Origin of the sequence: Amycolatopsis sp. NPDC059657 (assembly GCF_042734395.1) — a bacterium.
Classification (GTDB): Bacteria; Actinomycetota; Actinomycetes; order Mycobacteriales; family Pseudonocardiaceae; genus Amycolatopsis.
In genome coordinates this window covers 22,542-35,057 of record NZ_JBHWEB010000100.1, presented here as the reverse complement: position 1 = coordinate 35,057, position 12,516 = coordinate 22,542, and the positions used below count along the sequence as shown (strand labels likewise).

The following is a 12,516-nucleotide window of genomic DNA, read 5'->3' as shown; positions in this document are numbered from 1 at the left end:
ACGTCCAAGGTGGCATGATAGGTAATCACGGAAAGCCTCTGCTTCGGACTAGATCGTCAAGAAATCCAGTCCTAGCAGGGGCTTTCCGCCTACCCGGCCCAACACGCCGCCACCAACACCCCTACTGAGAAAACCTCAATGTGGCTTTCGTCAGGTCCTATCTGACGAAAGCCACATTCGGGCTTGGGGAGACGTGATCAGGCGCCGAGCATGGCGGACCAGGCGTCCACGAAGCCGGGGAACGTTTTCCCTACCGTGGCAGGGTTTTCGACGTCGATGCCGGGGATGCGCAGGCCGAGCACCGCGCCCGCCATGACCAGGCGGTGATCGTCGTAGGTGTGGAAGACACCCGCGCTCATCGGGGCCGGGGTGATCCGCAGCCCGTCCTCGGTGTCCTTCACCTCGGCGCCCAGGCCCGAGAGCTCGGCGGCGAGAGCGGCCAAGCGGTCGGTCTCGTGGCCGCGCAGGTGCGCGACGCCCGTGATGACCGACGGCCCGTCCGCGAAGCACAGGAGCGACGCGATGACCGGGGTCAGCTCGCCGACCTCGTGCAGGTCCAGCGTCGCGCCGGGGAACGAGCCGCCGCCGGACACCGTCAGGCCGGATTCGTCCAGCGAGACCGTGGCGCCGAGCTGGGTCACCAGGCCGCGCAGGTAGTCGCCGGGCTGGGTCGTCGACGACGGCCAGCCCTCGATGCGGACCTTGCCGCCGGTGAGCAGCGGGGCGACCACGAACGGCGCGGCCGTCGAGAGGTCGGGCTCCACCGTGTAGACCGGGCAGGAGAGGCGGGCCGGCGGGACGTGGAACTCGACGCCGTCGCGGTCCACTGTGGCGCCGAAGCGGCGCAGCATGTCCAAGGTCATCGCGATGTGCGGCTCGCTCGGCGGGTTGCCGCCGACCAGTCGCACGGTGACGCCCTTTTCGGACGCCGGGGCGGCCAGCAGCAGCGCCGAGAGGAACTGGCTGGACGCGGACGAGTCCAGGTCGACCCGGCCGCCGGGGAGGCCGCCGTGGCCGCGGACGGTGAACGGGGGCGCGGCGCGGCCGTCGTCGTCGATGTCGGCGCCGAGGTCGCGCAGCGCCGCGAGGAGCGGGCCGATCGGGCGGCGGCGGATGGCCTCGTCGCCGTCGAAGAGCACGGGGGAGGAGCCGAGGGTGGCGAGCGCCGGGGTGAAGCGGGCGACCGTGCCCGCGTTGCCGAGCACCACGTTCACCGTCTCTTCGACGTGGATCCTGGCGGGGTTGAGCGGATGCACCAGGTAGCCGCCGCCCGGCGTCTCCTCGGAGCGGGCGCCGAGCGCGGCGAGCGCGCCCAGCATCAGCCTGGCGTCGCGGGAGTCGAGCGGCGCGCGCACCCGCGTGGGCGCGGTCGCGAGCGCCGAGAGCACATAGGCGCGGTTGGTGATCGATTTCGAACCGGGGACGCGGACCACCGCGTCCAGCGGAGCCTCGGCGACCGGGGCGGTCCAGCTGTCTTCGTCCGTCACGCGAGGGATCCTAGTGGACACGCCTAGAGATATTTCCACTCGTTTGGCGGTTACCGGCGTGGCCATCGCGCGCCCCGGCGGACGTGAGATAGGGTGGAAGCCCGTGGGACTTCAGTCGCGGGCTACCAAGTATGTCTTTGTCACCGGAGGCGTTGCCTCCTCTCTGGGTAAGGGACTCACGGCTTCCAGCCTGGGTCAACTCCTTACCGCACGTGGGCTCCGGGTCACGATGCAGAAGCTGGATCCCTACCTGAATGTGGATCCGGGCACGATGAACCCGTTCCAGCACGGCGAGGTCTTCGTCACCGAGGACGGCGCCGAAACCGACCTCGACATCGGGCACTACGAGCGCTTCCTCGACCGCGACCTCAACGGCAAGGCCAACGTCACGACCGGCCAGGTCTACTCCGAAGTGATCGCCAAGGAGCGGCGCGGGGAGTATCTCGGCGACACTGTGCAGGTCATCCCGCACATCACCGACGAGATCAAGTCGCGGATCATGTCCGCTGCCGAGGCCGATGTGTCGGGTCACGCGCCGGACGTGGTGATCACCGAGGTCGGCGGGACCGTCGGCGACATCGAGTCGCTGCCGTTCCTCGAGGCGTGCCGCCAGGTCCGCCACGACGTCGGCCGGGATCACTGCTTCTTCCTCCATGTCTCGCTGGTGCCGTACCTGGCGCCGTCGGGCGAGCTGAAGACGAAGCCGACCCAGCACTCCGTCGCGGCGCTGCGCAACATCGGCATCCAGCCGGACGCGCTGGTCTGCCGTGCCGACCGTGAGCTGCCGGAGGATCTCAAGCGCAAGATCGGCCTGATGTGCGACGTCGACACCGACGCCGTCATCGCCTGCCCTGACGCGCCGTCCATCTACGACATTCCCAAGGTGCTGCACGGCGAGGCGCTCGACGCCTACGTCGTCCGCAGGCTGGGGCTGCCGTTCCGGGACGTCGACTGGACGGTGTGGGGCGATCTGCTCAACCGGGTGCACAACCCCTCGGAGACCGTCAGGGTCGCCGTGGTCGGCAAGTACATCGACCTGCCGGACGCGTACCTCTCGGTCACCGAGGCGCTGCGTGCCGGTGGTTTCGCCAACCGGGCGAAGGTCGAGATCGTCTGGGTCGCCTCGGACGACCTGCAGACCAAGGCAGGCGCTGCCGCCGCACTGTCCACCGTGGACGGTGTGCTGATCCCAGGCGGGTTCGGCATCCGCGGCATCGAGGGCAAGCTCGGCGCCGTCGAGTACGCCCGCACGCGCGGCATCCCGACGCTGGGCCTGTGCCTCGGCCTGCAGTGCATGGTCATCGAGGCCGCGCGCAACCTGGCCGGCCTGGAAAACGCGGGTTCGACCGAGTTCGACGAGAACACCGCGCACCCGGTGATCTCGACGATGGCCGACCAGCTCGACGTCGTCGCCGGCGAGCGGGACATGGGCGGCACCATGCGTCTCGGCGCGTACCCGGCGAAGCTCAAGGCGGGCTCCCAGGTCGCGAAGGCGTACGGGTCGACCGAGGTCTCGGAGCGCCACCGGCACCGCTACGAGGTCAACAACGCCTACCGCAAGCGTCTTTCCGACGCCGGCCTGGTGTTCTCGGGCACCTCGCCGGACGACCGCCTGGTCGAGTTCGTCGAGCTGCCTGCCGACGTGCACCCGTTCTTCGTCGGCACGCAGGCGCACCCGGAGCTGAAGAGCCGTCCGACGCGCCCGCACCCGCTGTTCGACGCGTTCGTGCAGGCCGTCGTCACGTACCGGACCGCCGAGCGGCTGCCGGTCGAGCTGCCGGAGACCCCGGTGGCCGCCCGATGACCGAGCCCGGCAGGCACGAGTTCACCGTGGAGTCCACAAGGGACATCCACATCGGACGCGTGGTCGGCATGCGGGTCGACGAGGTCCGCATGCCGGGTGGCACGACGGCGAAACGCGAGATCGTCGAGCACCTCGGCGCGGTCGCGATCGTCGCGCTGGACGCCGACGGCAACGTCACGCTCATCCACCAGTACCGGCACGCGCTCGGGCACCGGTTGTGGGAACTCCCGGCGGGCTTGATCGACAAGCTGGGGGAGGACCCCGTCGAGGCGGCCAAGCGCGAACTGGTCGAGGAAGTCGGCCTCGGCGCCGAAAAGTGGGAGACACTGGTCGACGTCGCGGCGTCGCCGGGGTTCACCGACGAGGTGGTCCGCGTCTACCTGGCCCGCGAACTGTCCGAAGTGGACAGGGACGTGCTCGGTGACGAGGAGGCCGATCTGGTGGTGCACAAGGTCCCGCTCGCCGAGGCTGTCCGGATGGCGCTCTCGGGTGAGCTCGTCAACGGCGCGACCGTGAGCGGCGTGCTGGCGGCGCACACGGTCATCAGCGGCTACGGCCAGGCGCGTCCAGCCGACGCGCCATGGGAAGACCGCCCGACCCGCTTCGCCTCCCGAAGCCTCTGACGGTAGCCCGAAAGCCACTTTCGCCAGATGCCATCTGACGAAAGTGGCTTTCGGGCTTCAGTCGCGGAGGCGGCGGCCGAACGGGTCGGTGCCGCCGTTGGCGAGCAGCAGGATCCCGTCGATGAACGGCCAGATCGCGCCGATCCCGAAGGTGAACAGCGTGACCAGCAGCTGGGCCACCGCGATGCCCGTGTGGCCCGTGTAGAACCGCCCGGTCCCGAACGGGAACACGATCTGCAGCACGCCCGCGATCACCTTGGACTTCGGCGAGTACTGCGCCGGGGGCGGCGGCGCCCAGTGCGGCACCGGCATCGATCCCGGATGCGGCGGCGCGTACGCGGGCTGCGCGAACGTCATCGGCGGGAGCAGGAAGACCGGCTTCGGCGCGGGCAGGTCGTCGAACAACGGCCGCAGGTCCGCTCGGGTCTTCGCGTCGAGCACGCCGGTCACCCGGGTCTCGTACTCCTCCGTGCTGAGCCGCCCCTCGGCGAAGTGATCGCTCAGCACCTTCATCGCCTCTTCTCGTTCGGCGGTGCCGATGCGGAGGTTCTCCGGTTCCGGTGCGGTGGACATGCCTCAAACGGTAGCTCGAATCACCCGTGCGAGGCCTTAGAGTGTCGACCGTGGCAAAGGCGGGCACCACCGGTGTGGCCAACGTCGTGGCGGCGTACCTCGATCATCTGACGGTCGAGCGCGGCACGGCGCGCAACACCCTGGACAGCTACGCGCGCGACCTCCGCCGCTATGCCGGGCACCTCGAGGCGACCGGCGTGAGCGACTTCGCCGAGGTCACTTCCGAGCAGGTCAGCGCCTTCGGGATGGCCTTGCGCGAGGGTGATGAAGAGCATCAGCCACTCGCCGCGTCCTCGGCCGCGCGGGCGCTCGTCGCCGTACGCGGGCTGCACAAGTTCGCCCACGCCGACGGCCTCACCGAACACGACCCGGCCCGTGAAGTGCGTCCGCCTTCACCGGCGAAACGGCTGCCCAAAGCGTTACCGGTCGGCGATGTTCTCCGCCTGCTCGACACCCCGCCCGCCGAGGGCGAGCGTTCGCTCAGGGACCGCGCGCTGCTGGAACTGCTCTACTCGAGCGGCGCGCGCATCTCCGAAGCCGTCGGGCTCGACATCGACGACATCGACGCAGGGGAGCGCACCGTCCTGCTCGACGGCAAGGGCGGCAAGCAACGCCTGGTGCCCATCGGCAGGCCCGCCGTCGAAGCACTGCACGCCTACCTGGTGCGCGCCCGCCCTGAGCTGGCCAGGCGCGGCCGCGGCACGGCCGCGGTCTTCCTCAACGCCCGCGGCAGCAGGCTCTCGCGGCAGAGCGCTTGGCAGGTTCTCAAGGACACCGCCGAGCAGGCCGGCATCTCGGCGACCGTCTCGCCGCACACGCTGCGGCACTCGTTCGCCACCCATCTGCTGGAAGGCGGTGCCGACGTCAGAGTCGTCCAGGAGCTGCTCGGACACGCTTCGGTGACCACCACGCAGGTCTACACGCTCGTCACCGTCAACACCCTCAGAGAGGTCTATGCGACCGCCCATCCGCGTGCACTCGGCTAATGAACTCGGCGGTAGCCCGGCGTGCCTCGTTGGCGGTCCCCGATATCCGCGCATAGGCTGCCGGAGACCTCGGTAAAAGGAGCTTTCGCGCCATGTCGACACCGAACCAGCCGGGAAGACCGGCCGCGTCCGCCGGCTCGGCGGCGGCTTCGCTGAACCAGGTCACCATCGCCACCGAAGGCCGGCGCGATGCCGATTACGACCCTGAAAACGAGAACTTAGCCATCGCCGCGCAACTCCGAAACAACCGACCACAGGACAAACACGGGAACGGCCCGACCGGCCGCCCCTACCGGGACCTCCCGGAGCCGCCGCCGCTGGAACGTCATGGTCCGGCCAAGGTGATGGCGATGTGCAACCAGAAGGGCGGCGTCGGCAAGACCACCTCGACGATCAACCTCGGTGCCGCGCTCGCCGAGTGCGGCCGCAAGGTGCTGCTCGTCGACTTCGACCCGCAGGGCGCGCTCTCGGTCGGCCTCGGCATCCAGCCCCACGAGCTGGACCAGACCGTCTACAACGTGATCATGGAGCGGTCCGTCTCCATCACCGACGTCATCCGCAAGACCCGCGTCGACTACGTCGACCTGCTGCCCAGCAACATCGACCTGTCCGCGGCCGAGGTCCAGCTCGTCGCTGAGGTAGGACGCGAACACACATTGTTAAGGGTCCTTCGTCCGGTGATGGAGGACTACGACTATGTTCTTGTCGACTGCCAGCCCTCGCTCGGCTTGCTCACGGTGAACGCGCTGACCGCTGCGGACGGTGTGATCATCCCGCTTGAGTGCGAGTTCTTCAGTCTCCGTGGAGTCGCGCTGCTCATCGACACGATCGAGAAGGTGCAGGAGCGGCTCAACCCCAAACTGGACATCACCGGGATTCTCGCCACCATGTTCGATCCGAGAACCCTGCATTCGAAGGAGGTTATGGCGCGCGTGGTGGAGGCATTCGGGGAAACCGTGTTCGACACGGTTATCAACCGCACAGTGCGGTTCCCAGAAACCACTGTGGCTGGGGAGCCGATCACTACCTGGGCTCCCAAGTCCGCCGGCGCGGCGGCTTATCGCGCGCTGGCCCGCGAGGTGATCGCTCGGTGAGCAGGCGCGCATCCCTGCCCGGAGCGTCGGAACTGTTTCGGATCACGACCAGCACGACCAGCCCCGCACTCGATCTGCCTCCCGTCGAAAAGCCGGAGCCACCCAAGAGCAACGGCAACGGCCACAGCCAGCAGCTGAACCGAGCCGCCGCCCAGGGCTCCGGCCGTACCAAGCACGACGCGAAGATCACCGTGTACGTGTCCGGTGAAGAGCTGCTCGCGATGGAACAGGCCAGGCTCAACCTCCGTGGCAAGCACAACCTGGTGCTCGACCGGGGACGCCTCGTCCGCGAGGCGGTGGCCGTGCTGCTTGCCGACTTCGACGAGCACGGCGAAGAATCCGTGCTGGTGAAGCGGCTGCGGGCGGGCGGGACAGAGGACTGATGGACGAACCGGCATCGGAGGAGACGCCGGCGCCGGTCGAACAGATCCTCGTCCACGGAGGCATGGTTCCCGACGAGGGAGCCACGCCGGGCAAGTTCAAGGTGCACCTCGCCAACTTCGAGGGACCGTTCGACCTGCTGCTGCAGCTCATCTCGCAGCATCAGCTCGACGTCACCGAGGTCGCGCTGCACACCGTCACCGACGACTTCATCCGCTACACGCGGGCGCTGGGCGCCGACTGGAGCCTCGACGAGACGACCGAGTTCCTGGTCATCGCGGCGACGCTGCTCGACCTCAAGGCCGCGCGGCTGCTGCCGTCGGCGGAGGTCGAGGACGAGGACGACCTGGCGCTGCTCGAAGCGCGGGACCTGCTGTTCGCGCGGCTGCTGCAGTACCGCGCGTACAAGCAGGTCGCGGCGCTGTTCGGCGAGCTGGAGGCCAGCGCGCTGCGGCGGTATCCCCGCTCGGTCGCGCTGGAGGACCGGTTCGTCGGGCTGCTGCCCGAGGTGATGCTCGGCGTCGACGCGGCGAAGTTCGGCGAGATCGCGCTCGCGGTCTTCCGGCCGAAGCCGCCGCCGACGGTCTCGCTGGACCACCTGCACATGGGCAAGGTCTCGGTACGCGAGACCGCGGCGCTGCTGCGGCTCAAGCTCGCCGAGAAGGGCGAGGCCACGTTCTCCGAGCTGTGCGAGGACTGCGAGCACACCATCGAGATCGTCGCGCGCTTCCTGGCGCTGCTGGAGCTCTACCGCGAGGCGACGGTGCAGTTCGACCAGCTCGAGGCGCTCGCCGAGTTGCATGTCCGATGGACCGGGGGTTCCGTGGAGGAAGCCGCCGCGGTGGCCGAGCAGACCGTCGCCGTGGCGGAGGAAGAGGAGTACGGGTGACCCCCGAGAACGAGAACGACGAGCCGATCGACCTGGATGCGCTCGACGCGCCCGAACCCGAAGAGGCTCCGGCAGAGGAAGCACCGGCCGAGGACTCCGAGGACTCCGAGGAAGAGGACGACGACGAGGGCATCGAGCCGATCGAGCTGCCCGAGCTCGACGACGAGGGACTCGAGGCCGTGCTCGAGTCGCTGCTGCTGGTCGTCGACTCGCCGATCAACGAAGAAGCGCTGGCCACGACGGTCGAACAGCCGGTCGCGCGGGTCACGGTCGCGCTGCGCACGATGGCCCAGAAGTTCACCGACCGGGGCTCCGGGATCGACCTGCGGCGAGCCGGTGAAGGCTGGCGTTTCTACACCAGGGACACTTATGCCCCGTACGTGGAAAAGCTGCTGCTCGACGGCCAGCGGTCCAAGCTCACCCGCGCCGCGCTGGAGAGCCTGGCGGTGATCGCCTACCGCCAGCCGGTGACCAGGGCGCGGGTGGCCGCGGTCCGTGGCGTGAACGTGGACGGGGTCATCCGGACCCTGCTCGCGCGGGGTCTCATCGAGGAGGCCGGTACCGACCCGGACACGACTGGCACCCTGTACGTGACAACTGAACTGTTCTTGGAGCGCCTCGGCCTGTCCTCACTGACGGACCTGCCCCCGATCGCCCCGTTGCTACCCGAAGTGGACACCATCGATGACATCTGACCCGCATCCAGAGGGCGTACGCCTGCAAAAGGTGCTTTCGCAGGCCGGAGTGGCCTCGCGCCGCGCCGCCGAAGACCTCATCGTGCGCGGGCGCGTCATGGTGGACGGCGAGGTGGTGAACGAGCTCGGCCGCCGCGTCGACCCGGTCAACGCGGTGATCCACGTCGACGGCACCCGCGTCAACCTGCGTGAAGACCTCGTCTACCTGGCGCTGAACAAGCCCAAGGGCGTGCACAGCACCATGAAGGACGACCGTGGCCGTCCGTGTGTCGGCGACTACCTGCGCGGGCGCTACGACGACGAGGGCGGCATCGTCCACGTCGGCAGGCTCGACGAGAACACCGAGGGCCTGCTGCTGCTGACCAACGACGGTGACCTCGGGCACCGCCTGATGCACCCGTCGTACCGGGTGCTCAAGACCTACCTGGCCGAGGTCGACGGCCTCGTCCCGCGCGGGCTCGGCAAGGACCTGCGCGCCGGCATCGAGCTGGGTGACGGGCCGATCAAGGTCGACCAGTTCCGGGTGAAGGACATGCACGCGGGCAACACGCTCGTCGAGCTGGTCATCCACGAGGGCCGCAAGCACATCGTGCGCAGGCTGATGGCCGAGGTCGGCCACCCCGTGCGCAAGCTGGTGCGCACCGCGATCGCCGACGTGCAGCTGGGGAACCAGCGGCCAGGCTCGATCCGGCGCCTGAACAAGGGCGAGGTCGGCTCGCTGTACCGGGCCGTAGAGCTGTAAGGACTCGTGAGTGTTCCCGACGGTTCTCACCGTCGGGAACACTCACGAGCATCGTGGCGGGCTCAGGCCAGCGCGATCGCCGTGGCCGCCCGCATTAGTTCAAATTTCATCTATTTCTCCTCCGGTTGAATTACCTCTGCGGAGGAAAATAGATCGGCCCGCTGTCACGGTTCTGTCGTTCAGCCGCCACAGTAGGGCCGCGCGACCGCCCCGTAGCCGCCTTCCTGTCGCCAGCCGAGGCCGGTCCTGGCGATGAACGCCGTGTAGTGCGCGGTTTGGATGCCCTCGGTGTATTCGAACTTCAGCTTGTGCTCGATCGAGAATTGCGAGCTCAGGTATTCGGGCCAGTAGACGTTCGCGGCCTTGCACCAGTTGTTGAAACAGCTGCGGCCCGCTTCGCCGGTCGCGCAGTTGCCGGGATCGGTGAGCACGCCCGCGCCGCCCCGAGGCGCCGCGTCCGCCGGAACGGCGGCGAGCGAACCCGCGGCCAAGGCGACGGCGGCAGCGGCGAGCATGTTCTTGAGTTTCATCCGTTTTCTCCTTTTTGGTGAATCCCCCACGAAGAAAACGTAGATCGACTTGCTGTCACTGTTCTGTCGCTCAGGCGTCACGGCACAGCCGGTCGGCACGCCGCGTCGTTTCCGGCTGCCGGTATTTCGGCGTCAGCCGCAGCACCTCGGCGCATGCCCGCTCCAGGCTGATCCGGTGTCCTACCGAGACGAACACCGGCTTCACGCCACGCCGTGTGCGCAGCGCGGCGCCGACCGTTTCTCCCTTGTCCGCCAAGGGAGTGGACGCACCTCGTGTGTCCGCGGGCGCTTCGTAGCCGCCCAGTGGCGTCTTCGCGACGCCGATCGTCGGGATGCCGGTGACCACGCCGAGATGGCAAGCCAGGCCGAACCGTCGCGGATGCGCGAGGCCGTGCCCGTCGGCGACCAGCAAATCCGGCACAACGGTCAATTTCGCGATCGCGTCCAGCAAAGGCGGAAGTTCGCGAAAGGAGAACAGGCCGGGGATATAGGGGAATCGCGCCGGCGCGATGGCGGTCGCGGACTCTATTTCGATCAGTGAATCGGCGTCGAGCACGACCACCGCCGCCGCCACGTGATCGTCGCGGTAGTCGACGTCGAGACCCGCGACGGCCCGCGGCGCGAAGCCGTCCGGCTCATGAGGGTCGACCCCGGGAGCCAATTCGAGCTGCAGTGCGATCGCTTCGGCTTCGGTCTGCGGCCACTGCATCCATCGAGCGTATCGCTGCCGATTACCCACTTTCCGCCCTACTGGGGTTACGTGATCTTCCACCAATGTGGGTGACATGCGAGCTTCCGTAGCGGTGGTCCTGGCTTTGCTGTTCTCCATGGTGACTCCGGTCGTGGCAAGCGCCTCGACGCAGGTCAGTGAGCCTGTTTACGATTTCGCCGGTGCCATCCGGGAGACCGTGTGGGTGAACACCGGCCTCGACGGCGACGCCGACGGTCAACCCGATCGGGTGGCCGCGGACATCGTCCGCCCGAAGGAGCCTGCGACACAGGGGATCAAGATCCCGGTGATCATGGACGCGAGCCCGTACTACTCGTGCTGCGGACGCGGCAACGAGAGCGAGCTCAAGACCTATGACGCGGCGGGCAGGCCGGTCGGGTTCCCGCTGTTCTACGACAACTACTTCGTGCCGCGCGGCTACGCGATCGTGCTCGTCGACCTCGCGGGCACCAACCGCTCGCAGGGCTGCGCCGACGTCGGCGGGCAGTCGGACGTCACCTCCGCGAAGGCCGTCGTCGACTGGCTCAACGGCCGAGCGCAGGGCTACACGACCAAAACCGGCGGCACGACGACCGGCGCGGGCTGGTCGACCGGGAGCGTCGGCATGATCGGCAAGTCGTACGACGCCACGATCGCCAACGGCGTCGCCGCGACCGGTGTCGCCGGGCTGAAGACGATCGTGCCGATCGCCGGGATCAGCTCCTGGTACAACTACTACCGCTCCGACGGCGCCACCTTCGGCTTCAACCCGGTGGGGCTCGCGCAGACCGTGGAGCGCAAGAACAGCGGGCAGAACTGCTCGGCGGCCAACCAGAAGCTCACCCAGGGCGCGACCGCCAACGGTGACTACGGCCCGTTGTGGTCCGCGCGGGACTACCTCACCTCGCCCCAGAAGGTGCGCGCGAGCGTGCTGCTGTCGCACGGGCTCGGCGACCTCAACGTCCAGACCATCCACTTCGGACAGTGGTGGGACCGGCTCGCGGCCGACGGCGTCGAGCGCAAGATCTGGCTGTCGCAGACCGGGCACGTCGACCCGTTCGACTACCGGCGCGGCCAGTGGGTCGACACCCTGCACAAGTGGTTCGACCACTACCTGCTCGGCATCGACAACGGCATCGAGCGCGGCCCGATGGCGAGCATCGAGCGTGCGCCGGACCAGTGGGTGGACCAGTCCTCGTGGCCTGCCGCGAACACCGCCGGCGTGACCTACCGCCCGCACGCGGGCACGGCGGCGGGACTGGGTTCGCTGACCACGGCGCCGTCGAGCGGCACGGCGGCGTTCACCGACAACCCGAGGCTGAGCGAGACCGACTGGGCGGCGCAGCCGTCGAGCGTCTCGGCGAACCGGGTGCTGTACTCGACCGGCAAGCTCGACCGTGACCTGCAGATCTCCGGGACCTCGACGATCACCGTCAGCGCGACGCCGAACACGTCCACGGCGCAGCTTTCGGCCGTGCTCGTCGACTACGGGCCCGCGACGATCCGCAACTACACCGGCTCCGGCGAGGGCATCAAGACCGGCACCGGCGAAACCTGCTGGGGCGCGAACGCACCTGGCGACAACGGCTGCTACCGCGTCACCACGGCGGACACGGTGAACGTCGGCTCGGAGATCTTCAGCCGGGGCTGGGCGGACCTCGGGAACTACCGCTCACTCAGCAGGGAAGAGCCGCTCACCCCCGGCAAGATCTACACGATGACCTTCCGCCTGGCCAGCACGGATCACGTCGTGCCGAAGGGGCATCAGCTCGCGCTGATCATCGGCGGCACGGACGCGGGCTTCCTCGGCCAGCCCCGCGCGGCCACGAAGTTCAGCATCGACCTGGCGAAGACGTCGGTGAACCTGCCGGTCGCGGGCGCGGCCCCGACGTTCGGCCTGGACGTCTCGGTCGACCTGCCGCTGGGCCTGGGTCACCTGACAGCGGGACTGGGCCTCGGTCTCGAACGGGGGTGAACCCGCTCCGGCAAGAGCGTGAAACCCT

At 68.5% G+C, this 12,516-nt stretch carries 13 protein-coding genes; 9 read left to right on the top strand and 4 right to left on the bottom strand.

Annotated elements, in window-relative coordinates:
* Nucleotides 1-197 precede the first annotated feature (197 nt).
* Nucleotides 198-1,487, bottom strand: coding sequence for a 3-phosphoshikimate 1-carboxyvinyltransferase (gene aroA / locus ACFV15_RS36660; protein WP_378356512.1), 1,290 nt, complete (start codon nt 1,485-1,487; stop codon nt 198-200).
* 103 nt (nt 1,488-1,590) lie between these two features.
* On the opposite strand from aroA, the gene ACFV15_RS36655 reads away from it, so the two are divergent.
* Both ACFV15_RS36655 and ACFV15_RS36650 read left to right on the top strand, forming a co-directional pair.
* Entirely contained in the window at nt 1,591-3,291 is a 1,701-nt protein-coding gene (locus ACFV15_RS36655) for a CTP synthase (RefSeq protein ID WP_378356510.1), read from the top strand.
* Nucleotides 3,288-3,914 (top strand): NUDIX domain-containing protein, encoded by a 627-nt coding sequence (locus tag ACFV15_RS36650; RefSeq protein WP_378356508.1) that lies wholly within the window; start codon nt 3,288-3,290, stop codon nt 3,912-3,914. Before ACFV15_RS36655 ends, ACFV15_RS36650 begins: the two co-directional genes overlap by 4 nt.
* A 57-nt stretch (nt 3,915-3,971) precedes the next feature.
* On the opposite strand, the gene ACFV15_RS36645 is transcribed toward ACFV15_RS36650, so the two are convergent.
* A complete protein-coding gene (locus tag ACFV15_RS36645) occupies nt 3,972-4,487 on the bottom strand; it encodes a DUF1707 domain-containing protein (RefSeq protein WP_378356506.1) in 516 nt (171 codons plus the stop codon).
* Nucleotides 4,488-4,537: 50 nt separating this feature from the next.
* Between ACFV15_RS36645 and xerD the strand changes: the two genes are divergently transcribed.
* The 6 genes from xerD to ACFV15_RS36615 all read left to right on the top strand — a co-directional run bounded on the left by xerD (nt 4,538) and on the right by ACFV15_RS36615 (nt 9,274).
* Entirely contained in the window at nt 4,538-5,473 is a 936-nt protein-coding gene (gene xerD, locus ACFV15_RS36640; RefSeq protein ID WP_378356504.1) for a site-specific tyrosine recombinase XerD, read from the top strand.
* 92 nt (nt 5,474-5,565) lie between these two features.
* Nucleotides 5,566-6,567: a ParA family protein gene (locus tag ACFV15_RS36635; protein ID WP_378356502.1), complete on the top strand. Its 1,002-nt coding sequence runs from the start codon at nt 5,566-5,568 to the stop codon at nt 6,565-6,567.
* Nucleotides 6,564-6,950: a cobyrinic acid a,c-diamide synthase gene (locus ACFV15_RS36630; RefSeq protein WP_378356501.1), complete on the top strand. Its 387-nt coding sequence runs from the start codon at nt 6,564-6,566 to the stop codon at nt 6,948-6,950. The genes ACFV15_RS36635 and ACFV15_RS36630 overlap by 4 nt, the downstream gene beginning before the upstream one ends.
* On the top strand, nt 6,950-7,837 hold the full coding sequence (locus ACFV15_RS36625; protein WP_378356499.1) for a segregation and condensation protein A: 888 nt from the start codon (nt 6,950-6,952) through the stop codon (nt 7,835-7,837). The genes ACFV15_RS36630 and ACFV15_RS36625 overlap by 1 nt, the downstream gene beginning before the upstream one ends.
* Complete coding sequence (gene scpB / locus ACFV15_RS36620) at nt 7,834-8,532, top strand: SMC-Scp complex subunit ScpB (protein WP_378356498.1); 699 nt, start codon at nt 7,834-7,836, stop codon at nt 8,530-8,532. Before ACFV15_RS36625 ends, scpB begins: the two co-directional genes overlap by 4 nt.
* Nucleotides 8,522-9,274: a pseudouridine synthase gene (locus ACFV15_RS36615; protein ID WP_378356496.1), complete on the top strand. Its 753-nt coding sequence runs from the start codon at nt 8,522-8,524 to the stop codon at nt 9,272-9,274. The genes scpB and ACFV15_RS36615 overlap by 11 nt, the downstream gene beginning before the upstream one ends.
* A gap of 179 nt (nt 9,275-9,453) precedes the next feature.
* On the opposite strand, the gene ACFV15_RS36610 is transcribed toward ACFV15_RS36615, so the two are convergent.
* Both ACFV15_RS36610 and ACFV15_RS36605 read right to left on the bottom strand, forming a co-directional pair.
* Nucleotides 9,454-9,804, bottom strand: a complete 351-nt coding sequence (locus ACFV15_RS36610; RefSeq protein WP_378356494.1) for a hypothetical protein — start codon at nt 9,802-9,804, stop codon at nt 9,454-9,456.
* 70 nt (nt 9,805-9,874) lie between these two features.
* Nucleotides 9,875-10,513, bottom strand: a complete 639-nt coding sequence (locus tag ACFV15_RS36605) for an endonuclease V (protein ID WP_378356492.1) — start codon at nt 10,511-10,513, stop codon at nt 9,875-9,877.
* A 76-nt stretch (nt 10,514-10,589) separates the two neighbouring features.
* Here ACFV15_RS36605 and ACFV15_RS36600 point away from each other — a divergent pair, with 76 nt between their 5' ends.
* Entirely contained in the window at nt 10,590-12,488 is a 1,899-nt protein-coding gene (locus ACFV15_RS36600) for a Xaa-Pro dipeptidyl-peptidase (protein ID WP_378356491.1), read from the top strand.
* Nucleotides 12,489-12,516 lie beyond the last annotated feature (28 nt).

Coding starts and splice junctions, on each gene's coding strand:
- ACFV15_RS36650 (WP_378356508.1), top strand. CDS start 3,288: ATGACCGAGCCCGGCAGGCACGAGTTCACCGTGGAGTCCACAAGGGAC.
- ACFV15_RS36645 (WP_378356506.1), bottom strand. CDS start 4,487: ATGTCCACCGCACCGGAACCGGAGAACCTCCGCATCGGCACCGCCGAA.
- ACFV15_RS36635 (WP_378356502.1), top strand. CDS start 5,566: ATGTCGACACCGAACCAGCCGGGAAGACCGGCCGCGTCCGCCGGCTCG.
- ACFV15_RS36625 (WP_378356499.1), top strand. CDS start 6,950: ATGGACGAACCGGCATCGGAGGAGACGCCGGCGCCGGTCGAACAGATC.
- ACFV15_RS36615 (WP_378356496.1), top strand. CDS start 8,522: ATGACATCTGACCCGCATCCAGAGGGCGTACGCCTGCAAAAGGTGCTT.
- ACFV15_RS36610 (WP_378356494.1), bottom strand. CDS start 9,804: ATGAAACTCAAGAACATGCTCGCCGCTGCCGCCGTCGCCTTGGCCGCG.
- ACFV15_RS36605 (WP_378356492.1), bottom strand. CDS start 10,513: ATGCAGTGGCCGCAGACCGAAGCCGAAGCGATCGCACTGCAGCTCGAA.
- ACFV15_RS36600 (WP_378356491.1), top strand. CDS start 10,590: ATGCGAGCTTCCGTAGCGGTGGTCCTGGCTTTGCTGTTCTCCATGGTG.